This is a genomic window from Mycobacterium asiaticum, from assembly GCF_001673315.1.
GTDB lineage: Bacteria > Actinomycetota > Actinomycetes > Mycobacteriales > Mycobacteriaceae > Mycobacterium > Mycobacterium asiaticum_B.
On the sequence record NZ_LZLQ01000088.1, the window covers coordinates 26,517 to 50,132 of the forward strand.

The following is a 23,616-nucleotide window of genomic DNA, read 5'->3' on the forward strand; positions in this document are numbered from 1 at the left end:
GCACCATGTTCACTCTCAACGACGACGAACGGGTCATCACCGAGACGGCCGCCGCGTTCGCCGACAAACGCATCACCCCGCACGCCCTGGAATGGGATGCCACCAAACACTTCCCGACCGACGTGCTGCGTGAGGCCGCCGAACTCGGCATGGCAGCGATCTACTGTCGCGACGACGTAGGGGGCAGCGGGCTGCGCCGCCTCGACGGGGTGCGCATCTTCGAACAGCTGGCCGTCGCCGACCCGGTCACGGCCGCATTCCTGTCCATCCACAACATGTGCGCCTGGATGATCGACCGCTTCGGCACCGAAGAGCAACGCAAATCGTGGGTGCCGCGGCTGGCGTCGATGGACGTCATCGCCAGCTACTGCCTGACCGAGCCGGGCGCCGGCTCCGATGCCAGCGCGTTGAGTACCCGCGCGGTCAAGCAAGGTTCGGACTACGTTCTGGACGGCGTGAAGCAGTTCATCTCCGGTGCGGGTGCCTCAGATGTGTATGTGGTGATGGCCCGCACCGGCAGCGAAGGCCCACGCGGCATTTCGGCGTTCGTCGTCGAAAAGGACACTCCGGGACTGAGTTTCGGAGCGCTGGAGGAGAAGATGGGCTGGCACGCCCAACCCACCGCCCAGGTGGTGTTCGACGGGGTGCGGGTACCGGCCGACGCCATGCTGGGCGGCTCGGAAGGCGAAGGCGCCGGATTCGGCATCGCGATGAACGGCCTCAACGGTGGACGGCTCAACATTGCGGCGTGCTCGCTGGGCGGCGCCCAGGCCGCGTTCGACAAGGCGGGCGGCTACGTGCGCGAGCGCCAGGCCTTCGGTTCGGCCCTGCTGGACGAACCGACCGTCCGATTCACCCTCGCCGACATGGCCACCGGCCTGGAGACGTCGCGAATGATGCTGTGGCGGGCGGCGAATGCCCTCGACGAGGACGCCGCCGACAAGGTGGAGTTGTGCGCGATGGCCAAGCGCTACGTCACCGACACCTGCTTCGAGGTCGCCGACAAGGCGCTGCAACTGCACGGCGGCTATGGCTATTTGCGCGAGTATGGTCTGGAGAAGATCGTGCGGGATCTGCGGGTGCATCGGATCCTGGAGGGGACCAACGAAATTATGCGGGTGGTCATCGGCCGGGCCGAGGCCAACCGGTTTCGCGCCAGCGCGTAGAAGGGCGGGCCAGAGTGTCAGTGCAGGTCGCTTTCCTGGGGCTTGGTCATATGGGTGGGCCGATGTCGGCGAATCTCCTTGCGGCCGGCCACATTGTGCGCGGTTACGACCCAGTGCCGGCGGCGGCGGATGCCGCTGCCGAGCACGGCGCGACGGTGTTCGACAGTGCCCCCGAAGCGGTCGCCGAGGCCGACGTCGTGATTACCATGCTGCCCAACGGCGACGTGGTGAAGCGCTGCTATGCCGACGTGCTGCCCGTCGCGCAGGCCGGTGCGTTGTTCATCGACAGCTCCACTATCTCGGTCAACGACGCGCGCGAGGTGCACGCGCTGGCCGGAGAACACGGCATGACCCAGATCGACGCACCGGTGTCGGGTGGGGTGAAGGGCGCGGTGGCCGGGACGCTGGCCTTCATGGTCGGCGGCGACGAAGCGGCACTCGAACGCGCCCGACCGGTGCTGCAACCCATGGCGGGCAAGATCATTCACTGTGGCGCGGCCGGGGCCGGCCAGGCCGCCAAGGTCTGCAACAACATGGTGCTCGCAGTGCAGCAGATCGCGATCGGCGAAGCGTTCGTGCTGGCCGAGAAGCTCGGCTTGTCGGCCCAGTCCCTATTCGACGTCATCACCGGGGCCACCGGTAACTGCTGGGCGGTGCACACCAATTGCCCAGTGCCCGGGCCGGTTCCGACGTCACCGGCCAACAACGACTTCCAGCCCGGCTTCGCGGCCGCGCTGATGAACAAGGATTTGGGCTTGGCGATGGACGCGGTCGCCTCGACCGGTTCGGCCGCTCCGCTGGGCACCCACGCCGCCGAGATCTATTCGAAGTTCGCCGCCACCCACGGAGACAAAGACTTCAGCGCGATCATCCAGACCCTGCGCGACAGTTCCTGACCGCTGGCTAGAAATCCCCCGCGCTACGGCGCAACGTTTCGATAGACGACACCAGCGCTTGCGATTCGTCGGCCGCCATGCCGATATTCGCGAAGACCTGTTCGTTGAGGGTCACCGTGGCGTCCTCGACCGTGGACCGACCCAACTCGGTGATCTGTACCAGCGTGGTCCGACCGTCGGTTGGGTGCGGCACGCGCTGCACCAGTTTGTCGGCCTCGAGCCGCCGGATCGCGTGGGTGACGCTGGTGACATGCACCTGCAGCCGGTCCGACGCTTTGGTGATCGGCAACGCTCCGGTACGGCTGAATGCCAGCAGCCGCAACAACTCATACCGGGAGAAGCTTAAATCGTAAGGGCGCAGCGCGGTCTCGACTCGGCCGAGCAGAATCTGGTGCGCGCGCATCACCGACGTCACCGCGACCATGCCGGGCGCGACGTCGGCCCAACCGGAGCGCTCCCAGTTGTCCCGTGCTGCAGCGATCGGATCGCGCTTCTGCGAGTCAGCCACACTCCTGTTCTTACCCCATTTCGGGGCGCGATTCGGTCAGGTGCTCGACTTTGCCACCGCGGCCAGCACCGCTTGCGTGGACCTGCGGCTTCCGACGGTGATTCGGGTTGCGCCGTCAGGGTAGTAACGGGCCTTGAGCGCGGCACCGCCGATGAGTTCTCGCCAGGGTCGCTTGGCGGCCGGCAGGTAGACGAAGTTGGCATGCCCGGCGGTGGTGTAAGCACCCATTGCCCGCAGGCGCCGGCACAGGTACTCGCGCTCACCGCTGATCCGCAGAATGCGTTGCTGTAACTGGTCGTCGGCATCGTAGGACGCCGCCACCGCGGTCAAGCTGGTGATACCCATTCCGAACGGCAACTGCATTTTCCATAGGGTCGTGGCCAGCCCTGTTGAGGCGAACCCGTATCCGATTCGGAGTCCGGCCAATCCGTAGGCCTTCGAGAAGGTCCGCAGCACCACGACATTCGGAAAGCGCCGGACCAGGTCCGGTGCGTCGATGCGGTACTGGCGGGCGACGAACTCGATGTAGGCCTCGTCGAGCAGCACGAACGTATCCTCGGGCACCGCCCGAAGAAATCGTTCTACATCCGCGACGGATTCCAGGGTGCCGGTTGGATTGTGCGGTCGACACAAGACGACGACGGTGGCATCGGTCGCCGCCTCGGCCATCGCCCCGAGGTCGTGATGGCCGCGTATGTCGAGCGGAACGGTGACCGGTGTCAGGCGAGCCATCTGGGTGAAGATCGGATACCCGTCGAAAGTGGGTTCGCTCAGTACGATTCGGTCGCCGGGCCGCGTCACCGCATGCAGGACCTGCATCACCACCCCGCTTGCGCCTGCTCCCAGTACGACCTGCTCCTCACAAACCCCGATGTGACCGGCGATCAGTCGGCGCAGCACTTCGGGCAGGAACTCGGGATACCGGTTGGCGGCATCGATCGAGCGGATCAGCGCCGAGCGAACCGCCGGCAGCGGCGGAAAGGGGTTCTCATTGAGCGACAGGGCAAATGGGTCGGTCGCCTGCGGCAGGGCGTCGAGAATCTCCGCGCTGCAACGGCTCTCGTCCAGCAGGGGCGATATCATGGTCGTCCTCCCCACCGAATTGCTGCGGCACCCGCGAAGTCGCCGGCGTGCGCAAAGGCCGCCATCATCACCATGTCGCCGGCTTTGACCTGACCGTCGGATATCGCACGATCCAGATTGATCGGGATGCCGGCACCGAACAGGTTTCCGCACTCGTCAAAAGTGTCCCGGTGACGTTGGGGCGGCAACTCGAGCGCTTCGCGCCAGTTCTGCAGAAACACCCGGTTTGGCTGATTTGTCACCAGCAGATCGATGTCCTTGGACGACAGTCCGATTCGATCACACACGGTGAGCGCCACTTCGGGCACCTGGCGGTTCCCGCGAGCCAGGACTTTCATGATTTTTGTTTCGGTGAAACCGATGCAACCCTCACCGGGACCGGGTTGCCACCACTTTCGGGGCGGATCGACGGCAAGCGTCATGTCCCCGGCATACTCGCCGAAGGTGCGGCACTCGATGTCGAGGATGGGCGACTCGTCCGAAACCGTGACCAGTCCAACTGCGCTGCCGTCGCCGGGCACGCACGACTGCGCTTTCCGGCGCACCCCGGGCTGGTCGAAGATCTGACCAGCCGCGTTTTGGGCAATCGCGATCAGCGCTGTGCGCCCCTGCCCGGACGCGAGCAGTTGATGGGCCGCCTTGAGACCGAGCACGAACGCCGCGCACCCGCCGTTGTGCAGATCCAGCACCCACTCCGGACGCATACCCAGGCGGTGCGCGATCGCCCCACCCCCGCCGTAGAACGGGACGTCGGGCATCTGGGCGTGGGTGATCAGGACATCGACGTTCGCAATGACGTCGTGGCCGTGCCGTTCGATCAGGTCCTGCGCGGCTCGCTCGACCATGTCTGTCGCCGTTTCGTCCGGTCCGACGTGATGGCGGAACCGGGGCGCACGGAACATGAGGTTGGCAGCCAGGTCGTCCGATCCGGCGAATTGAGCGTAGTAGTCCGCGCCGATCGGTTCACCCGGGAGATAGGTGGAAATGTCGGTCAGGCTGACGGTGGGTTGGCTCATGATGTGCTCATCCAGTCCGGCTTCACCGGGAGTCCGTTGCGGTGCCGGTATTCGGCGATCGTCTTGAGGTTGTTGAGCTCCAGCCCATGCCCGGCACCGAAGATGTCCCAGAAATCGCCAACCCAGCCCGTGCGTTGCGGGGGCGCGGCCTCCGGATACGGGTTGCGGTCATAGAACGGGTGGCGGCAATTCGTCCACAGCACAACCGAACCGGGCTTGCCCAAGACCACCTGTGCGTCGATGACCCGCATCAAGTAGATCATCCACAGATGCTTGCCCTGGTCCCACGCACAGTGGTAATCGACGGTACGGGCCTCTGCGTGGGCGACGGTGCGCGTGTATATCTCGGTGTCCGGCAGCAGCCGATCGTAGGCCAGCCAGAGCCCGGGTTCTTCAGTCGGAGTGAAGTCGCGCAGGGTATAGGTCCACTCTTCGAGGCTGCGGGTATCTGCCAGGTACTCGAACAACTCGTCGGGAGGGCAATCGACGTAGTCGTTGACAGTGCAGTACTGGCCGAAGACCTCGTCGTGTGGGTACACCGACCGCATCTTGGCCATGAACATCGGGGCGGTCTCTTCGAGTGGCGACGTCTCGATACGGACCAATCCTTCGATCGGCTCGGTGGTGCCGCTGTGTGCGGCGATATCGTCAAGCGCAGTTAGAGCCATGGACTGGTTCTCCTTTTGTGGTGAACTGTTGGCCAACAACGAGGTTGGTGTCGCGCCTCCCCCAGGTGACCGGTATCTTTACTGGTGCTGATACCGGTACCACGACTCGCGGGGGGAGCCGGTTCACCCTGGGCGATATCTACAGCCGACGCTCCAGTAGCACTTGGCCGTCCTCGGCGGAAATGACCTGTACAGAAGCGATCTGGTCGACTGGCGTCGAGATGCTTCCGGCCGGTGTCGTCGCATGGCCCGGATTCTGCACCCAGGTTGCCAGCCGGGTACGGCTCCCGTCGCGGCCTACCACGACCATCGCCAGCGTGTCGCGGTAGGCGTTCAGCGGGGCCAGACAGACGCAGTGCATCGAGATGAACGTTCCCCAGTGTTGACCGCTGACCGCGACCGTCGACGTCAACGAGTAAGTCCCGACCGGCGTCATCGGCTGAGCCGACACGCTCCCAGGCGGGTTGGGCACAGGCGTCGGGTGGTGGACCCCGAATCCGACAAGCACACCGATCGCCAGTACCGCTGCTGCGCCGGCAGCGGTCGCCCAGACCACGGCACGGGACCTGCTCCGGCGCCACTTCACCTGAGCCAGTAGCGACGGCAGCAACTCATCGGGCAACGGATTGTGGTCGACTTCATCGATCGCCAGCAACTCGTCGCGATCCAATTGCGACAGGAGGGCCGGCATGCCGCTCAGCTCACCAACGGCACTGCGGCACAACGGGCAGTCGGCCATCTGCCCTTCGAATTCCCGCCATTCCGCCGACGACAACGCTCCGAGTACGTATGCGGCATCCCACATCACGTAGTCGTCATGCACGGCCAGGCCGACACCTTGTGGTGTCCCGGGCAGCCGTAGCGGCATCATCGCGTCACTCCTGTCTCTTGTCTGTGCGTTGCATTGCCGGGTAGGGCTGCGCATTCCCCGATGGCGGGGATCGGCGGGAGATCTGCGCCGCGGTCCACGGGCTCTGTCCGACTTATGTTGCAGCGCCTGTGGATCCGTTGTTCAGACAACGATCCAAGCGTCCCGCCGGTTCACGGCGACGGTGCCAGCGGTCAGGGTTGATCCATCCAGCTGTGGAAGCGACGGTCCGGGTCGTAGACCGCACGCACCTTATCGAGGCGGGCCATGTTCGACTCGGCGATGAATCGCGCAGGCCGCCGGCACAGATTCTCGTCTGCCAACGAGATGCCGGTCGCCAAATGGGACATTGCCGCCAGGTTGGATGCGGCCCAGTCGCGGTATCGGTCGTCGTCCGCCGGATCCTCCCAGATGGTGTAAAGCGCCAGGTAAATATCGTCTTCCACGCCGTACACCATGTCCGCGCGGTCCGGTGACGTCTTCCAGCCAGTGAAGATGAAGTGTGACGGAGGTGGTGGCATGGTTTCGATGATCTTGCGAATGCCCGGCAATAACTCTTCGGCCGAGGCCGACGTGAACATGTTGTCGGCGATGTAGCGGTGACCTTTGGGGTAGCTGGTCATCACGGCGGTGTACCAATTCGCCAAGGTAGTGGGCGCATAAGGAAGGTTGACGATCGCCTTATCGATGACTGGACAGTCACCCAGTGGGGCAAGAGCTTTCACCGCTTCGTCCACCGAGTCGGCGAATACCGGCGCGGCGATCGTGATGCCGGGTTGATTGAGTCCGGCACCTGGAAAGCCCCGCGCGGTGTGGATCTGCAATTCCACCCGATCGTCGATCTCTGTGCAGATCGAGCGTCCCCAGGTGAACACCTCGTCGGCTACCTCGATCGGGTACATGTACAGGCACGTCCCCCAGACCGGGGGGCGTGGATGTAACCGCAGTTTGAAGGACGTGACCACACCGAAGAAGCCGGGCCCCGACCCGCGGGCCGCCCAATACATGTCTGGATGGTTTTCTGGGTCGCAGTAGATGTGTTCCCCTTGGGCGGTGACAACGTTGAGTCCGAGCACGCTCTCGCATGCGGGACCTAGCACCGGACTGTTCCAGCCGTATCCGCCCTGCAGGAGATAGCCACCCAGGCAGATGCCTTCGCAATGGCCCGCGGGGAAGAACAGCCCTTCGGCGTCCAGGTCTGCCGCGAAGACGCTGGCAACCTTTCCCGGGCCTACGTTTGCGATCATCCGATCCTGCTCCACGTTGCATTGATCGAGACGGCTGACGTCGAGCAGCAGGCCACCGTCGCGCAGGTGACTGGCCGTCCAGCTGTGTCCACCCGAACGCACGCCGATCTGATGTCCGTTTGCCGAGGCGTAACGGACCGCGGCCACCACGTCGTCGGCATCCCGCGCTTGCACGACCACATCGGGAAACCGTTGTGGCAGAATGCCATTCCATACCGTTTGGCGACGCGCCGCTTCGTACCCGGCTGCACCTCGGAAGAACGTATTCGTGTTCGAGATCAGACTCATTGCATTCCCCTTGCTGTGGGCGCCGGCGAATCCGCCGTCGGACGGCCGTGTGGCGGCCGGACCGATGGACCGATTTGGCTCAGGTAGGTAGCGACTTCCCGGGCCAACGGCGTCGCGTTGATCCGTATCGCTCGAAGTGGACCGTTGGGCGGGATGCCGTACCCGATTGCGAACAGTCCGTCGCCGACATGTGCGGCAAAGCCGCCCTTCGGATTTCCGTGCTCGTCGAGGACGCCAAGGTGTCCGACCAGACCCTTGAGATCCGGGTGAAACCCGGTGGCGGCGATTATCACCTGCGGCATTACGGATGTGCCGTCGGCCAGGATCACAGCGTGGGACTCGACAGCGTGGACAGCGCCGACGACCTCGACCCGCCCGCCTCGCACGACCGAGATGAGCTCATCGGCCATCGTCGGAATTCGTCCTCGCTGCTCCACCGTCGCCTTCAGCCCGAGCGGTGGCCGCTGGAAACCCAAGTCCGAAAGGTCACCCCACAGCAGGTGGTTCAGTCGTGCGATCAGTGGATCGACCAAGCGTGCGGGGACCCTCGAGAACAACTCGAGGAAGATGTCCGAGGGGAACGGACCCATCGCCCGCCGGACGAGGTGCGGAGGCGTGCGCACACTGAGCCAGATCCCCCGCGCACCGCCCTCCGCGAGCTGGACGGCGATGTCGGCGGCCGAATTACCTGCACCCACAACCAGGACGTCGCAACCGCGGTAGGGCCACGCATGCGTGAAATCTCCGGAATGAACGATGTCGCCGGTGAAGCGACTCGGGCAGAGCCAGGCAGGGATGGTGGGTGCACTGTAGTTGCCCGTAGCGAGAACGACTGCCTGCGTCCGCATTTCACCTGACGAGGTGCCGAGTTGCCAGACTCCCCCAGCACGGTCGATGCGGTGGACTTGACATCCGAGCATCAGCGCGATGTTCTGCTGGGCAACATAGTGATCGAAATAGCGAACCATGTCCTCCTTGGTCGGCCAACGACCGGCATCCAAGGGGATTCGCCGTCCGGGCAGGTGTGACAGGAAACCGGCGGTGTTGAGGCGGAAGTTGTCATAGCGCCGGCGCCACGAAATCGCCGGGGCCGACGCGCGATCGAGAACGAGCGCTCGAATGCCGTGCTGATGATCGAGTTGGCGCGCGACAGCCAGACCAGCGGGCCCGGCGCCGATCACCACCGCATCGTGGCTATGTGCCGGCGATGACATTCGTCCGGTCCTCTGCAGCAGCCAAGTCCTCTTCCGCGACATTGACTTTGGTTGCCTTTGCCGCGAGAAACGGTGCGAAGGGCGGAATTTCGTCGGCGGCACATTCGATGCTGACCACCGTTGGCCCGTCGGTAGCCAACGCCGTGCGCAATGCCGGCGCCAACCCTTCGAGATCGGCGATGTCAACCGACGTCAGTCCCGGAAACATCGCTGCGAGACCTGAACCCAGCCGACTGGCGCGGAATCGGTTGTAGCTGTACAGATCGTCGTAGAACAGTTGCTCGCGAGTCACACACATGGCGTGTGCATTGTTGTTGAACAGGATGAAGGTCACCGGAAGGTGGTACTGGACCGCGGTGTGAACCTCCATGCCGTGCATGAAAAACGCGCCGTCTCCGGCAATGACCACGGTGCGCCCGACGGGCCGACCACGGTTCGCACGACCGAACGCTATCCCGATGCCGGCGCCGAAGCTGTAACCCATCCCGCCCATTCCGAGCGCGACCACGAATCTGCCGTCCCGGCGGGCCGGCAGGTGGTGGATCGCGGCCGCCCCGGTGTTACCGGCGTCGACCACGATGTCGGTCCCGTCGGGCAACACGTCGTCCAGCACAGCCATGGCGTCGCGGTAACGCACACCCGTACCGGTCCAGGGCGGGGGCGTCAGTTCAGTCCGGAGAACTTCGTCGGGCACGCGTACTCCCATGGGCCGTCCTGGGCCAGACAGTGCATCGATGACCATGCGCAGCGAGCCACGGAGGTCATCGGTGTGCACATGAGTGCACGGAACATACGGGGGCGCCGAACCGATCGATACCGTTCGGACCGATGCCAGCGCGTCGTCAAGCCCGGTGCGCGCAGTTACGGACAGTCTGGTGCCGACCACCAGGCAAACTGCGCTGCCTGCCACCGCTTCAGCCACACCCGGATGGCCCATCACGCCGGTAACTCCCAGCGCCGACGATGACCCGAAACCCGGTGTCCCCGAAGCATCTTTGGCGTCAGGCACGGTTGCGACCTGTGCGCGCAACGCCGCGCGCAACTCTTCGAGTTCGGCCCGCGCGTTGTCACGGGCTACCTGCTCGCCCGCGATGATGGTGACCGGGCCGTCCGCGCCTTGTAGCGCAGGGACGATCGCTCGGGGGTTTCCGATGGCCGGCGGGTCGGACAGCACCATCCTTGGGTCCATGCCCTCGAGATATCCCTGCTGAATATCTTTGGGCAGCAACAATACTGCGGGACCGCCGGTCCGTGCCGCCGTGATGGCACGGGCCAGCGCCGGACCGATATCGGCGGGCGTGAGCACCCGCTCGCACGATAACGACACCGCAGAAAAGACCGACTCGGCGTTAAGCGACCCGTTGCGTCCGCTGGTGTCCTGGAAGCTGCCCCGGCCGTCCATTCCGCTGGCCGTTTGGCCGACCAGCGCCAAAAGCGGAACACGACTTGCCAGCGACTCACCCAGGCCCGCAACCAGATTCAGCGCGCCACCACCGGAGGTGGCGGCAACCACGCCCAGGCCGGCCCCGCTGCGGCTGTAACCGTCCGCCATGGTGACCGCTGAGAACTCGTGCTTGGCCAGGACTGCGGTGACCGCTAACTGAAAGTGTGCGGCGTCGTAGAGATCCTCGATGTTGGCGCCGTCGACGCCGAAGATGTGGCGGACTCCGATTGCCGCGATGCGCTCGACGATGTAATCGACCACACGATATTTCCTGGGCATTCCGGTACCACGACGGGCGGCGACCTTCAGTTCACCGCCCTGAGCCGACTTAGAGAGACCTCTCCAGCAGAATCTTGCCGGTATCAGCGGAAACGACCTGCACAGCGGCGATCTCGTCGATCGGAGTCGAGATGCTGCCGGCTGGCGTAGCACTGTGACCGGGTACGGCGACCCACGTCGCCAGCCGGGTCAGTCGCCCGTCGCGACCCACCACGACCATCGCGAGCGTGTCGTGGTGGGCATCCGGTGGCGCCAGGCAGAAGCACTTGAGGTTGATGAATGTCCCCCAGTGCTGGCCGCTCAGCGAAATAGTCGAGGTCAACAGCTTGGTGCCGACCTGCGCCATCGGCTGCGCCGATGTAGTCGCCGGCGGCGGATGCATTGTCGTGTGACTGTTCACTCCCACCAGCACGCCGATACCCAGCACCACGGCCGCCGCGGCCGAGGCCAACCAGGTCGTGACGCGGGCCCGGCGGCGCCGGAAGCGCACCGAAGCCAACAGCGACGGCAATACGTCCTGTGACATAGCCGGTGGCGGCACTCGGGTGCCGGCAGTGGCGGCGGACTCGTTGATCGCCGAAATATCGCCGGGGCTGAGCTGCGAAAGCAGAGCCGGCATGCCACCGAGTTCGGCGACGGCCTCCCGACATCCCGAGCAGGACGCCAGGTGGGTTTCGAACTCGCGGCGATCGGCGGCCGACAGCGAACCCAAGACGTATGCCGCATCCCACATCGCGTAGGCGTGGCTTCCACCCTCGGCCATATTCCCCACCCCGTCACCCGGCGGGCCGAGTCCTCGTAGCGGCGTCGTCATTTCACCCATCTCCCGTCACCCTCAAGTATTCGGAGCCGATGACCGCCCGGATGGCCCGTTCCGGTGTCATCGGGTAACTCCAAGTTCCTGCAGAGTGAGCCGCAAAGCCCGCACCGCATAGTGTAGGCGCGACTTCACTGTTCCTTCCGCGATTCCCAGGTCCGTAGCAATCTGCGCTGTGGTCCAGCCGCGGTAGTAGGACCGCTCGATCACGGCCCGATGCTCGACGGACAATTGGGCCATGGCATCGGCGATCAACAGCCGATCCAGCGCCGCGTTCACCTCGTCGGGCGTGGACTGCTCGGGCGCGCCGTCCTCGTCGGTCGATCCAACGACCTTGCGGTACCTCGCGCTGCGGCGGTCGTCGATGATCATGTTGCGGGCGACCGTGAACAACCAGGCCCGCGCAGACCGCTCCGTGTCGCCGATGACCTCCGGATGCTGCCAGGCCCGCAACAGCGTCTCCTGGACGACATCCTCGGCTTGGCTGGAATCGCCGGTCAGGCGCAATGCGTAGCGCCACAGCACAGCGGCATGCTCGTCGTATAACGCTGTCATCAGAGCGGCTTCCGCAGCCGCGCCGGTCACACGAGCCACTCGATCACCTCCGCCTACGGACACGAGTCACGTAGACGCCTGGTTCAACACCAGTGAGCGGCGATCTGATCCCGTTAGGCGAGCGTGAGAATGCGTGGACCGTCCTCGGTGACAGCCACCGTATGCTCCCAGTGCGCCGCGCGCGACCCGTCGGCGGTGGTGACCGTCCATTCGTCGTCGAGGACCACCGTCTTCCCCGTCCCCAGGGTCAGCATCGGTTCGATGGCCAGCACCGACCCGGCGGCCAGCAGCGGACCACGTCCCGGTGCCCCTTCGTTGGGCAGGAACGGGTCCATGTGCATCTGCCGGCCGATGCCGTGGCCGCCGTAGCCCTCGACGATCCCGAAGGCACGGTCGTAACGAACTTCGGCGGCGTGCGTGCCCGTCTCGATGGCGTGGGCGACGTCGGTCAGCCGGTTTCCGACGACCATCGCCGCGATTCCGGCCTCCAGCGACTCCTTGGTCGCCTGCGACAGTGCCGCGTCGGCTGGGATGAGATTGCCGATCCCGAATGTGACCGCCGCATCACCGTGCCAACCGTCCAACACAGCGCCGCAGTCGATGGACACCAGATCACCGGACACCAGAACTTCGGCGGCCGACGGGATGCCATGGACCACACGGTCATTGACCGACGCGCAGATTGACGCCGGGTAGCCGTGATAGCCGAGGAATGACGGGGTTGCACCGGCCTCGCGGATCACCGACTCGGCGATCTCGTCGAGAGTCAAAGTGGATACTCCGGCGACCGCGGCCGTTCGCACCGCCTGCAGTGCGGCAGCCACGACCGCGCCCGCCGCAGCCATCGAATTGAGCTCACCGGGGGTGCGCTGCGGCACCACTCTGCGGCCCCGCAGCCGTGCCAGGGCGCCCACGACTACTTGCCCAGAACGTGCAGAGCGCGCTCGAACACCTCGTCCAGCGAACCCACCGCGTCGACTGTCTTCAGCTCGTCGCTGTAGTAATCCAGCAGCGGTGCGGTCTCTTCTCGGTAGACCTTGAACCGGTTGCGGATGACGTCTTCGGTGTCGTCGGCACGACCACGTCCGGTGAGCCGCTGCAACAGCTCCTCCTCGGAAACCCGGAACTCGATCACCGCATCGACGTCGGTGCCGCGCCGCTGCAGCATGTCGTGCAGCGCCTTGGCCTGCGCCACCGAGCGCGGGTATCCGTCCAGGATGAAGCCGTCCGCCGTGTCCGAGTCGTTCAAGCGGTCGTCGACGAGTTCATTGGTCAGCTCGGAGGGCACCAGGTCGCCGGCGTCCAGGTACTGCTTGGCCTCCAGGCCCAGCTTGGTGCCCTCTTTGATGTTGTTGCGGAACAATTCCCCAGTGGAGATATGCGGCACGCCGAGCTTTTCGGCCAGCTTCTCGGCTTGCGTCCCCTTGCCGGCCCCCGGCGGCCCCAGCAAAACCACTCTCACTTCAGGAACCCTTCATAGTTGCGCTGCATGAGTTGACTTTCGATCTGTTTGACCGTATCCAACCCGACGCCGATCATGATCAAAACCGCGGTACCGCCGAAGGGTAAATTCTGGATCCCGCCGCTGTTGCCCATTTGCAGAAACACATTCGGCAGGACCGAGATGACACCGAGGTAGATCGAGCCCGGCAGGGTAATCCGACTCAACACATGGCGCAGATAATCGGCGGTGGGGCGACCCGGCCGGATACCGGGAATGAAGCCGCCGAACTTCTTCATTTCGTCGGCACGTTCATCGGGATTGAACGTGATCGACACGTAGAAGTACGTGAAGAAGATGATGAGCCCGAAGTAGATCGCGATGTATACCGCGTTGCTCGGGTCCGAGAGATAACTGCCGACGAATTTGTCCCACCAACTGTGGCCTCCACCGCCACTGCCGCTACGGACTAGCTGGGTGATCAAATTCGGGATGTAGATCAATGAGGACGCAAAGATCACCGGGATAACACCGGCCTGGTTGACCTTCAACGGCAGATATGTGGACGTGCCGCCATACATCCGCCGGCCCACCATGCGCTTGGCGTACTGCACCGGGATTCGCCGCTGCCCCTGCTCCACGAATACGACACCGACGATGATCACCAGCGCTGCCGCGCACACCGCGGCGAAGATCATCCCGCCGCGACTCTGCAGAATCTGATTGCCCTCCGCGGGGATTCGGGCGGCGATACCGACAAAGATCAGCAGCGACATGCCGTTGCCGATGCCCCGTTCGGTGATCAGCTCACCCATCCACATCACCAGCGCGGCGCCGGCCGTCATCACCAGCACGATGACGATCTCGGAGAAGATGGTCTGGTTCGACAGGATGTCCAGCGAGCAGCCCTGCAGCAGCCCGCCATTGGCGGCCAGGGCCACGATGCTGGTCGCCTGCAGCACGGCCAGCGCGATCGCCAGGTAACGCGTGTACTGCGTCATCTTGGCTTGACCGGCCTGACCCTCTTTACGCAGCTCCTCGAAGCGCGGGATGACCACGGTGAGCAGCTGCACGATGATGCTGGCGGTGATGTAGGGCATGACGCCTACCGCGAACACCGTGAGCTTGAGCAATGCGCCGCCGGAGAACAGGTTGATCAGCGAGTAGATCTGCCCGGCCTGGCCGCCGCTGGCCTCTTTGATGCACTGCTGCACGTTGACGAAGTTGACCCCGGGCGAGGGCAGCGAGGCGCCGACCCGGTAGAGGACCACAATGCTCAGCGTGAAGAGGATCTTCCGTCTCAGGTCCACTGTTCGCAGCGATGAGATGAAAGCCGAAAGCACTCTTCCTCCTGCGCAGCCGAACTCTGGTCGCGGCATGCCAACCGGATCGGCCGGCTGGGTCCATTTTTCTGATCAGTCCTGGGTTCATCCCGCGTCACGTGCCCAACACCCAGCAGGCCAGGACGTACGCCGTCGCGCGTCAAACCGTGTACGAGACTAACAGCTGGTACGGGTCGGCCCTGCCAGGGTGGGCGTACAGTCTTGGAAGCTCGTTATATTTGCTAAATAACAGATCCGTTTTCCGGGAGCATATCTATGACCCAGATGGGCAGCGCGCGGTTCGAGGGTGACACGTGGGACCTGGCGTCCAGCGTGGGTTTGACCGCCACAATGGTCGCCGCCGCCCGGGCGGTGGCCGCCCGGGACACCGGGGGCGCGGGCGCAGTCGCCACCGACAAGTTCGCCGAACCGCTGGTCCGCGCAGTGGGTGTTGACTTCTTCTCCCGCCTGGCCAGCGGCGACCTGGATCTGGCCGACCTGGACGAGGAGACGGCCGCCGGCACCAGGCATTTCGCCGACGCGATGGCAATCCGCACCAGGTTCTTCGACGATTTCTTCAGCGCTGCAACCGGCGACGGCATCCGGCAGGCCGTCATCTTGGCGGCGGGCCTGGACTCCCGCGCCTACCGGCTGCCCTGGCCGCCCGGCACCACCGTGTTCGAAGTCGACCAGCCACAGGTGATCGAGTTCAAAAGCGCAACACTGGCCCGGTTGGGCGCGCAGCCGACGGCAGACCGGCGCGCCGTGGCCGTCGATCTACGTGAAGACTGGCCGGCTGCCCTTCGCGAGGCCGGATTCGATTCCAGCCAGCGCACCGCCTGGATCGCTGAGGGACTGCTGGGTTACCTGCCGGCTGAGGCCCAGGACCGACTACTGGACCAGGTCACCGCACAGAGCGTGCCGGGCAGCCGGTTCGCCACCGAAGGGCTGTTGGACATCAACGAGCTCAACGAGGACGACCTGCGTGCCCGCATGCGGCGACAGAACGACCGGTGGCGCAGCCACGGGCTGGATTTCGACATGGCCGCCCTGGTGTATTTCGACGAACGCACAGACGCCGGGACCTATCTGTCCGCACACGGGTGGCAGACCACCAGCGCACGCAACGCCGACCTGTTTGCCCAACATGGGCTCATCCCGGCCGAGGGCGACGACGCCCCGTTCGGCGAGGTGGTTTATCTCAGCGCAGAGCGGTCGTGAGGAAGCACAAGCCATGACCTCGTTCGACTCACAGCGGTCCAGTGGGGACACCTGGGATCTGGCATCCAGTGTGGGCGCCACGGCAACGATGGTGGCTGCGGCCCGCGCGGTGGCCTCCGAACAGCACAACCCGATCATCGAGGACGAATTCGCGGCGCCTCTGGTGCGGGCGGTCGGCCTGGATTTCTTCACCCGCTTGGTCAACGGCCAGGTGCCGGAGGTCACGACCGACGAATCCCGCGCGCGCGATCTGCAACTTATGGCTGACTCGATCGCGGTGCGCACCCGGTTCTTCGACGAGTTCTTCCTCGACGCTGCCCGCGCCGGGGTTCGCCAATCGGTGATCCTGGCCGCCGGACTGGATGCCCGCGGCTACCGGTTGCCCTGGCCGCGCGGCACGGTGGTCTATGAGGTTGACCAACCGAAGGTGATCGAGTTCAAGAACTCGGCCATGTCAGCGCTGGGGGCCACTCCGTCGGCGCACCGCAAAGCGGTCAGCATCGACCTGCGAGATGACTGGCCGGCGGCCTTGCGCCGCAGCGGGTTTGAGCCGACAAGGGCTACCGCGTGGAGCGCCGAAGGGCTGCTGATGTATCTGCCGCCCGACGCCCAGGACCGGCTTTTCGACAACATCACCGCCCTCAGTGGACCCGGCAGCAGATTGGCCACCGAATTCCACCCCGATTCGGACGTGCCCATGTCGCAGCGGGCCCGGGCGTTCAACGAACGTTGGGCCAATCTGGGCTGCGACATCGACTTGTCAGGACTGTTCTACGACGGCGAACGCAGCAACGTGATCGATTACCTCACCGGAAAGGGCTGGCAGGTCAGCACTCGGCCACGGCGCGAGTTGTACACCGGTTATGGGCGGGTGTTTCCCGACGGGGACGAACTGGCCCAGTTGCGCAACATCGTCACCATCACCGCTATCCGCGACTAGGGCGCGGGCGCGCACCGCTATCCGGGATTGGCGGCGGGCGCGCGGACCACCATCGGCACCGCCGGGAACGCCCAAGCCATTTCGGAGCGCGACTTGCGTAGCGCGGCCGTGCCGTAGCCCTTCTTGCGGTGGTCGGGATGGATCCAGATCCGCACATTCACTTCGCCGTTGAGCAACTCGCCGAACACCATGCCGACCTTTTCGCCGGAATCGACGGCCACGAACCAGGCCGCCTCTTCGTCGTGCAAACGCTTGATCGCCTTGCCGATTTCGTCGTCGATGCTGCCGGCAGGTGCTCCCGAACCGTCGCCGGCCGCTTTGATCTCATCGGTGCGGGCGATGAAGATGTCGCGGTCCGCGACAGCGGAGAAGGAACGCAGTTCCAGCGTCTCGCCCGAGCTTGCCGGACGCTCGTTGAGTGTGAAGCTGAGTTGCTTGTTGAGGTCGTCGAGTTCGGCGAGGATCTTGGCGCGTGCGTCCTGGGTGAGTTGATCGAACGACATACTCATGACTGCTTCGGCAGCTAGATGAGACGTACCGAGCAGCGTGACGATCGACTCGACCGCGGCGGCTTTGTTCTTGGCTTCCACTATGGCGTCGGCGACCTCATGCCGGCGTTCCAAGGCGGCAAGCAAAGCATCTGCGATCTCTCGGCGGGCTGCGGTCTGGTCGTGGTCAGTCATTGCATAAGCGTAGAACCACTTCCACCGCACCGCGCCACCGAGATCGCGGACTCTGCTGTTACGCGAGTCGCGATCCGCTGAGTTCGAGAAACCGGCGATACCGGTCCTTGGTGGGCTCCATCCACGCGGGCCGGGGCTCCACGACGCGCTCCACCGAAGCCCACCGGGCAGCGTCGGCGATGGTGGACTCCAGCCCGACCGCCATCCGACCCAGGAAAGCCGCCCCAAGCGCGGCGCCCTCTGCCACCGCAGATATTTCGACGGCCCGACCGGTCACATCGGCGATGGCCTGCATCCACGCCTGTACCCGGGTGCCGCCCCCGGAAGCGATGATGCGACGCACGGGTGCTCCACTCAGCTCCAGGATTTGCCGAACGACGAATGCCGATGCTTCGTAGGCGGCCCGCCGCACCGACGCGGCGTCGTGAGTGAGATCCAGGCCGTCCAGCCCCGCGCGACGGTCGGGATCGTGGAACGGGGTTCGCTCACCGCGAATGTAGGGCAACCACACCGGCACTCGGCGCGGCTCGGGCGACGTCGGATCAGCTGGCGCGACAACACGATCCACCCAACCCAGGAACATGCCGCCGGCGTTGCTGGCACCGCCGATCTGGCTCTTACCTGCGGCCGTGTGCGGAATGGTCCACAATCCCGGCACCTCCCGCGGCGCGGAGATCGTGGTCCAGACAATCAGCGTCGTGCCGCACATCACCAGCACATCACCTTCTTGATCGGCGCCCGCGACCATTTGCTCACACAGGGCATCAATAGCCCCGGTCGCCAGCACCGCACCGAACCCGCGCACCTCCCCTACCGGGGTTCCGAACGTCTCGACCCGCGGCATCTGATCCACCGCGGCGCCGCATTCGGCGCACGCCGCCGAATTCCAGCCGGTGCCGTCGAACAACGGAAGCGAGGTGATGGCAGTGGCGAAGTCGATCACCGGCTCCCCCGCCAGAGCGTGATTGGCGACGGCGGGCGCCGGCCAGTACCCGGCCGCATCCGGCGCTTCGGCCGCCGTCCAACGCAAGAACTCGGCGGCCTCACCCACCGCCGGGAGCGGCTGAGTGTCGGCTCCGGGTACCCGGCCCCGCACATCGCCGTAGAGCAGACCCGGCGTAAGCGCGCGGCCGTCGGAGTCGACTGCGGTCAGCGAAGGCACCATCGACGAGACCGCAACCGCCTTCAATCGTGTCTTCGACGGCAGGTTCAGGCTTTTCAGTGCCGCCACCGGCCCACGTCGCCACGCCTCGTCGGCGTCGTGTTCGAGTCGATCGGGGGCCGGCACGCGCAACTGGTGCGGAATCCGTACTCGCGACTGCACGCGGCCGTCCTCGTCGACCGCTACCGCCTTGGCCGCGGTGGTGCCGACGTCGATGCCGATTGTGACGTCTTCGCGTGACACGGGCGCCACGGTACGCCAGCATTGGCATTCGTGACGTCCCGACCACGTGCCCTGGTCACCGCCCCCTTGCGCGGGCCCGGTTTCGACAAGCTACGGCAATTGGCCGATGTGGTGTACGACCCCTGGATAGAGCAGACCCCACTGCGGATTTACGGCGCGGAGCAACTGGCCGAGCGGATCGCGGTGGAACGGGCCGATGTTGTTGTGGTGGAGAGTGATTCGGTCAAGGGACCGGTTCTTGAGCTCGGCTTGCGGGCGATAGCGTCCACCCGCGGCGATCCGAACAACGTCGACATTCCGGGTGCCACGGCGGCCGGTATCCCGGTGCTGAACACGCCGGCGCGTAACGCCGACGCGGTCGCGGAGTTGACCGTCGGGTTGCTGCTGGCCGCCACCCGCCGGTTGTTGACTGCGGATGCGGATGTCCGCGGCGGCAACATGTTTCGTGACGGAACGATCCCGTACCAGCGCTTCCGGGGTTGGGAGATCGCCGGGCGTACCGCGGGACTGGTAGGCCTGGGCGCGGTTGGCCGGGCCACCGCGTGGCGGTTGTCCGGATTGGGTCTGCGCGTCATCGCGCACGACCCGTACAACGTCCAGGCCCAGCACAGTCTCGCCGAACTCTTCGCCGAATCCGACGTGATTTCCCTGCACGCTCCCGTCACCGAGGACACCCTCGGCATGATCGGTGCCGACCAGTTCGCGGCCATGCGCGACGGCGCCGTTTTCCTCAACACCGCACGAGCAGAACTGCACGACACCGATGCTCTCGTCGAGGCGTTGCGCAGCGGCAAGGTGGCCGCTGCCGGCCTGGACCATTTCGCCGGTGAGTGGCTGCCGACCGATCACCCCCTGACGGGGATGGAAAACGTGGCGCTGACCCCGCACATCGGCGGGGCGACGTGGAACACTGAAGCCCGGCAGGCGCAGATGGTTGCCGACGATCTGGCCGCACTGCTGTCCGGCGAAAGGCCCGCCCATATCGTCAACCCGGAGGTGCTGGAGACGTGAAATCCGTGGGACGTGGCGTCGACGACGCGGAAATCAAAGTGCTGGCGGCGGCCAAAGACATGTTGCGCCGCGGCTTGGTGGAGGGCACCGCCGGCAACATCTCGGCGCGGCGCTCCGACGGCAACCTGGTCATCACGCCGTCCTCGGTCGACTACGCCGACATGACGCTGGACGACCTCGTCCTGGTCGATCCGAAAGGTGCTGTGCTGCAAGCCAAGGAGGGCCGCATGCCGTCCACGGAGATGCAGCTGCACTTGGCCTGCTACCAGGCCTTCGACGACATCGGCAGCGTCATCCACAGCCATCCCGTCTGGGCCACCATGTTCGCGGTTGCGCATCAAGCCATTCCGGCCTGTATCGACGAGTTCGCGGTGTACTGCGGCGGGGACGTGCGATGTGCCGAGTACGCCGCGTCCGGCACGCCCGATGTCGGAACGAATGCGGTCAAGGCGCTGGAGGGGCGCGGCGCCGCCTTGATCGCCAACCACGGTTTAGTGGCGGTTGGTCCCCGGCCCGACAAGGCGCTGCACATCACCGCCCTGGTCGAGCGGACAGCCCAAATAGCCTGGGGTGCAAGAGCACTGGGTGGACCAGTGCCGGTGCCCGAGGAGGTGAACCGTAATTTCGCCGGTGTGTACACCTACCTGCGCGCAAACTGACAACACCCGCCACTGTGAACTGCCCGACGCGGCACTTTGGATTCAGATGGTCGCACTCGCACAGTTCACCTTCGCCGTGAGGAGGGCCGGATGAGCCGGTTGCAGCTCGGCCGCGCCACCGTGACGCGGGTGCTGGAACTACGGTTCGACCTGCCGACCCGGACGTTCGCTGACACACCGCCGCAGGGTTGGTCCGAGAACGCCGACCTGCTGGTGCCGGATTTCTTCGACCCTGACTCCAAGCTGTGGAAAGTCGCGATCCAGAGCTGGGTGATCGAAGTGGACGGCCTCACCGTTGTCGTCGACACCGGCGTCGGCAACGGCCGTGCCCGCCCCCACCTGCCGGCGCTGGACGGCTTGGACACCGGTTTCCTCAATGCACTCGCAGCGGCGGGTATCGACCGCCACGCCGTCGACGTGGTGGTCAACACCCACGTGCATTCTGACCACGTCGGTTGGAACACGATGGCTTGCAACGACAGTTGGGTACCGACATTTCCCAACGCGCGCTATCTGGTGGCCGCCGCCGACTACCGCTACTTTCATCCCGACGGCGACGCCGCACGACGAGTGCCGCGCACCGAGGAAGAAGAGTTGCAACAGCGTGGTGACCGGTTGGTCTTCGAGGACAGTGTCTTACCGGTCGACGACCAGGTAGTGCAGTGGGCCGACGATTATCGGGTCAGCGACTCGCTTTGGCTGCGGGCCGCGCCCGGGCACACCCCAGGCTCCTCGGTGCTGTGGCTGGACGCCGGTCAGCCGGCGGTCTTCGTCGGTGACCTCACCCATAGCCCGCTGCAGGTGCGCCGACCCGACGACGCGTGCGCCTTCGACGTCGATGCCGGCGCAGCCGCGGCGACCCGCCACCGCATCTTCACCGAATCCCTGCGCGCCCGGGCCGCCGTGATACCCGCGCACTATCCGGGCCGCGCCGGCGCGACGTTGCGTGCCGTGGACGGCCGATTCGACGTCGACCGGTGGCTGGAGCTCGACACGCTCTAACTCAGGCGGACCGGCAGCGACTCGTACACCGTCATGTTGTTGCACAGATTGGGCAGCTGCAGTTCGGGCTCTCCGAGTTCGATCGTGTTGGCGTTCAACAGGATCTCATCGAGGGCCGCCCGTACCTCCGCGCGGGCCAGCATCGCGCCCAGGCAGTGATGAGCGCCGCCGCCGCCGAAGGACTGGTGGGGGTTGGGATCGCGGTGAATGTCGAAGCGGTAGGGATCGGCGAAGACGTCCTCGTCGCGGTTGGCCGAGCGCAGCATCGTCACGACCCGTGCCCCCGCCGGGATCAGCACGTCGCCGAGTCGCACGTCCCTGGTAGCCCCGCGCACCCAGAACATGATCGGCGTCGAATAACGGATCACCTCCTCCACCGCGGTGGCTCGTGACTCGGGCTCGGATCGGTAGATGGCGATCTGGTCGGGGTTGGCTGCGAATGCCCGGATACCGTCGCACAAGGCATTCCGCGTGGTGTCTGCGCCGGCCAGACCGAGGATGAAGAAGAAGATCTCCAACTCGTTGGCCGGCAGCAAGAAGCTGTCGCCCGAATCCGAGGTGATCTCGGTGGTACACAACGTGCTCCAGATGTCGTCTACCGGATGTGCGCGCTTATCCGCCGTCAACGCGCTGGCGTACTGGAACAGCTCCATGAACGGCAGTACGTCAGCACCGTCGGGCACCGACATCTGTGCCCCGGCGGTCTTCAACACGCGGTCGATCAAGCCAAACACTCGCGGCCGGTCTACTTCCGGAATGCCCACGATGTCACCGATCACTGAAATCGGCAGTCCGGCAGCAAGATCGACAAACTCACCGCCACCGTTGCTCAGCAGTTCGCCGGCCATCGCGCCGGCCCGCGCCCGGATGCCGTCTTCCAACTTGGCCACGGCCCGCGGTGTGAACGCACGCGTGATGACGCGGCGGCGGATGGTGTGATCGGGTGGATCCAGGCTCACGATTGCCGGATACGCCTCGAACAGCGGCACATCCTGGATGAGCGGACCCCTGGTGGCGGTGAACGCTTCGTAGTCACGATGCACACGGGCGACGTCGGCGTGCTTGGTGCACACCCAGAATTCGCGCCCCACCGAGGACTTGACGTCGTCGGTGAGTTGCTGGTGAAAGACGGGCGTGCTGGCCCGCAGTTGTGCGAACAGATCATCCGGGAAGCACGATGCCCAAAGCGCCGGATGGGCGAGGTCGATCGCGGTGTCCGTCATGCTTGTTCCCTCACTTCGCTGCGCAGACCGTTCAGGATCAGCCGCAACCCGTACCTGAACGACCAGTCGCTCGGCTGTCCGGGGCGGATGTGGGCCAGTTGCACGGAACCCAGCAGGTGGATATACAAGGCAGCATGCGCGGCCTCGAAATCCCGTGTCCGCAAACCGGATTCACTCAGGATGGCGCGTGAGGCCCGGTCCATCTCGGTGGCCGCCGCGGTGTGCGGATGCTCCTGGAGCAGAGTCGCGATGCCAGGTACGTCGATGAGGACTTTCCAGGCGTTCGTATAGAGGTCGACCAGACGCGATTCCCAGTCGCCGGTCGGCGGTACCTCGATCTGGGCCAGCACCGACTCGATCAGGAGGTCGAACAGTTCGCTTTTGTCGCGCACGTGGTAGTACACCGAGGACGGCTTGGTGCCGGCCGCGGCCGCCAGATCGCGGATGGTCACCCGGCTGACCCCAACGCGTTTGGCCATCTGCCACAGATGCTTGGTCAGATGCGTCCTGTCCAGCGCGCCATACCGCAGCACCGGTGCGTCCATCCAGCTCCCCCATTTCGAACAATGTTCTGATTAGAACAGTGTTCCAGTTCGGGTGTCAACGGTTACGCGTGTCAGGCGGCACTTGGGGGTGGAGTTCGTCGTACCGGGCGACCGG

General features: G+C 65.1%; 24 protein-coding genes. 7 read left to right on the top strand and 17 right to left on the bottom strand.

All coding sequences use genetic code 11. The features are described from left to right. The first annotated feature begins 5 nt into the window (after window positions 1–5). Both A5636_RS13330 and mmsB read left to right on the top strand, forming a co-directional pair. Complete coding sequence (locus A5636_RS13330) at window positions 6–1,166, top strand: isobutyryl-CoA dehydrogenase (RefSeq protein ID WP_065159115.1); 1,161 nt, start codon at window positions 6–8, stop codon at window positions 1,164–1,166. Window positions 1,167–1,186: 20 nt separating this feature from the next. Continuing rightward, window positions 1,187–2,062, top strand: a complete 876-nt coding sequence (gene mmsB / locus A5636_RS13335; RefSeq protein WP_081287786.1) for a 3-hydroxyisobutyrate dehydrogenase — start codon at window positions 1,187–1,189, stop codon at window positions 2,060–2,062. A 7-nt stretch (window positions 2,063–2,069) separates the two neighbouring features. Here the strand turns inward: mmsB and A5636_RS13340 are convergent, their stop codons facing one another. The 13 genes from A5636_RS13340 to secY all read right to left on the bottom strand — a co-directional run bounded on the left by A5636_RS13340 (window position 2,070) and on the right by secY (window position 14,833). Continuing rightward, the gene (locus A5636_RS13340; protein WP_065159117.1) at window positions 2,070–2,570 is read right to left on the bottom strand and encodes a MarR family transcriptional regulator; all 501 of its coding nucleotides are present in this window, start codon (window positions 2,568–2,570) and stop codon (window positions 2,070–2,072) included. A gap of 36 nt (window positions 2,571–2,606) precedes the next feature. After that, window positions 2,607–3,653, bottom strand: coding sequence for a pyridoxal phosphate-dependent aminotransferase (locus A5636_RS13345; RefSeq protein ID WP_065159118.1), 1,047 nt, complete (start codon window positions 3,651–3,653; stop codon window positions 2,607–2,609). Continuing rightward, complete coding sequence (locus A5636_RS13350) at window positions 3,650–4,669, bottom strand: 3-oxoacyl-ACP synthase III family protein (RefSeq protein ID WP_065159119.1); 1,020 nt, start codon at window positions 4,667–4,669, stop codon at window positions 3,650–3,652. The genes A5636_RS13345 and A5636_RS13350 overlap by 4 nt, the downstream gene beginning before the upstream one ends. Beyond that, entirely contained in the window at window positions 4,666–5,337 is a 672-nt protein-coding gene (locus tag A5636_RS13355; RefSeq protein WP_065159120.1) for a hypothetical protein, read from the bottom strand. Before A5636_RS13355 ends, A5636_RS13350 begins: the two co-directional genes overlap by 4 nt. A 139-nt stretch (window positions 5,338–5,476) precedes the next feature. Beyond that, window positions 5,477–6,205: an anti-sigma factor family protein gene (locus A5636_RS13360; RefSeq protein WP_065159177.1), complete on the bottom strand. Its 729-nt coding sequence runs from the start codon at window positions 6,203–6,205 to the stop codon at window positions 5,477–5,479. Between the two features lie 194 nt (window positions 6,206–6,399). Continuing rightward, a complete protein-coding gene (locus A5636_RS13365) occupies window positions 6,400–7,740 on the bottom strand; it encodes an FAD-binding oxidoreductase (RefSeq protein ID WP_065159121.1) in 1,341 nt (446 codons plus the stop codon). After that, complete coding sequence (locus A5636_RS13370; protein ID WP_081287781.1) at window positions 7,737–8,954, bottom strand: flavin-containing monooxygenase; 1,218 nt, start codon at window positions 8,952–8,954, stop codon at window positions 7,737–7,739. Before A5636_RS13370 ends, A5636_RS13365 begins: the two co-directional genes overlap by 4 nt. Then, window positions 8,935–10,677: a thiamine pyrophosphate-binding protein gene (locus A5636_RS13375; RefSeq protein ID WP_065159122.1), complete on the bottom strand. Its 1,743-nt coding sequence runs from the start codon at window positions 10,675–10,677 to the stop codon at window positions 8,935–8,937. The genes A5636_RS13370 and A5636_RS13375 overlap by 20 nt, the downstream gene beginning before the upstream one ends. Before the next feature lie 49 nt (window positions 10,678–10,726). Continuing rightward, the gene (locus A5636_RS13380) at window positions 10,727–11,500 is read right to left on the bottom strand and encodes an anti-sigma factor family protein (RefSeq protein ID WP_065159123.1); all 774 of its coding nucleotides are present in this window, start codon (window positions 11,498–11,500) and stop codon (window positions 10,727–10,729) included. Window positions 11,501–11,557: 57 nt separating this feature from the next. Next, complete coding sequence (locus A5636_RS13385) at window positions 11,558–12,088, bottom strand: sigma-70 family RNA polymerase sigma factor (protein ID WP_081287782.1); 531 nt, start codon at window positions 12,086–12,088, stop codon at window positions 11,558–11,560. Window positions 12,089–12,162: 74 nt separating this feature from the next. Next, window positions 12,163–12,963, bottom strand: a complete 801-nt coding sequence (gene map, locus A5636_RS13390) for a type I methionyl aminopeptidase (protein ID WP_065159124.1) — start codon at window positions 12,961–12,963, stop codon at window positions 12,163–12,165. Window positions 12,964–12,965: 2 nt separating this feature from the next. Beyond that, a complete protein-coding gene (locus A5636_RS13395) occupies window positions 12,966–13,511 on the bottom strand; it encodes an adenylate kinase (RefSeq protein WP_065159125.1) in 546 nt (181 codons plus the stop codon). Further along, window positions 13,508–14,833, bottom strand: a complete 1,326-nt coding sequence (gene secY / locus A5636_RS13400; protein ID WP_065159126.1) for a preprotein translocase subunit SecY — start codon at window positions 14,831–14,833, stop codon at window positions 13,508–13,510. Before secY ends, A5636_RS13395 begins: the two co-directional genes overlap by 4 nt. Before the next feature lie 264 nt (window positions 14,834–15,097). On the opposite strand from secY, the gene A5636_RS13405 reads away from it, so the two are divergent. Beyond that, window positions 15,098–16,033 carry an SAM-dependent methyltransferase gene (locus A5636_RS13405; protein WP_065159179.1) on the top strand — a complete coding sequence of 312 codons (936 nt, stop codon included), beginning with the start codon at window positions 15,098–15,100 and terminating at the stop codon, window positions 16,031–16,033. A 13-nt stretch (window positions 16,034–16,046) separates the two neighbouring features. Further along, window positions 16,047–16,973, top strand: a complete 927-nt coding sequence (locus A5636_RS13410; RefSeq protein WP_065159127.1) for a class I SAM-dependent methyltransferase — start codon at window positions 16,047–16,049, stop codon at window positions 16,971–16,973. Between the two features lie 17 nt (window positions 16,974–16,990). Here A5636_RS13410 and A5636_RS13415 read toward each other — a convergent pair whose 3' ends face one another. Beyond that, a complete protein-coding gene (locus A5636_RS13415) occupies window positions 16,991–17,656 on the bottom strand; it encodes a GNAT family N-acetyltransferase (RefSeq protein ID WP_065159128.1) in 666 nt (221 codons plus the stop codon). Window positions 17,657–17,714: 58 nt separating this feature from the next. Then, window positions 17,715–19,061, bottom strand: a complete 1,347-nt coding sequence (locus A5636_RS13420; RefSeq protein ID WP_065159180.1) for a xylulokinase — start codon at window positions 19,059–19,061, stop codon at window positions 17,715–17,717. A 30-nt stretch (window positions 19,062–19,091) separates the two neighbouring features. Here A5636_RS13420 and A5636_RS13425 point away from each other — a divergent pair, with 30 nt between their 5' ends. The 3 genes from A5636_RS13425 (at window position 19,092) to A5636_RS13435 (ending at window position 21,733) form a co-directional block, all read left to right on the top strand. Further along, window positions 19,092–20,072: an NAD(P)-dependent oxidoreductase gene (locus A5636_RS13425; RefSeq protein WP_065159129.1), complete on the top strand. Its 981-nt coding sequence runs from the start codon at window positions 19,092–19,094 to the stop codon at window positions 20,070–20,072. 5 nt (window positions 20,073–20,077) lie between these two features. Beyond that, window positions 20,078–20,731: an L-fuculose-phosphate aldolase gene (locus tag A5636_RS13430; protein ID WP_301336721.1), complete on the top strand. Its 654-nt coding sequence runs from the start codon at window positions 20,078–20,080 to the stop codon at window positions 20,729–20,731. Between the two features lie 90 nt (window positions 20,732–20,821). Then, a complete protein-coding gene (locus A5636_RS13435; RefSeq protein WP_065159130.1) occupies window positions 20,822–21,733 on the top strand; it encodes an MBL fold metallo-hydrolase in 912 nt (303 codons plus the stop codon). Here A5636_RS13435 and A5636_RS13440 read toward each other — a convergent pair. Together A5636_RS13440 and A5636_RS13445 are read right to left on the bottom strand one after the other, a co-directional pair. Then, window positions 21,730–23,022, bottom strand: a complete 1,293-nt coding sequence (locus A5636_RS13440; protein WP_437339829.1) for a cytochrome P450 — start codon at window positions 23,020–23,022, stop codon at window positions 21,730–21,732. The two genes, A5636_RS13435 and A5636_RS13440, sit on opposite strands and share 4 nt — an antisense overlap. Further along, window positions 22,953–23,501 carry a TetR/AcrR family transcriptional regulator gene (locus tag A5636_RS13445; RefSeq protein ID WP_065159132.1) on the bottom strand — a complete coding sequence of 183 codons (549 nt, stop codon included), beginning with the start codon at window positions 23,499–23,501 and terminating at the stop codon, window positions 22,953–22,955. Before A5636_RS13445 ends, A5636_RS13440 begins: the two co-directional genes overlap by 70 nt. Window positions 23,502–23,616 lie beyond the last annotated feature (115 nt).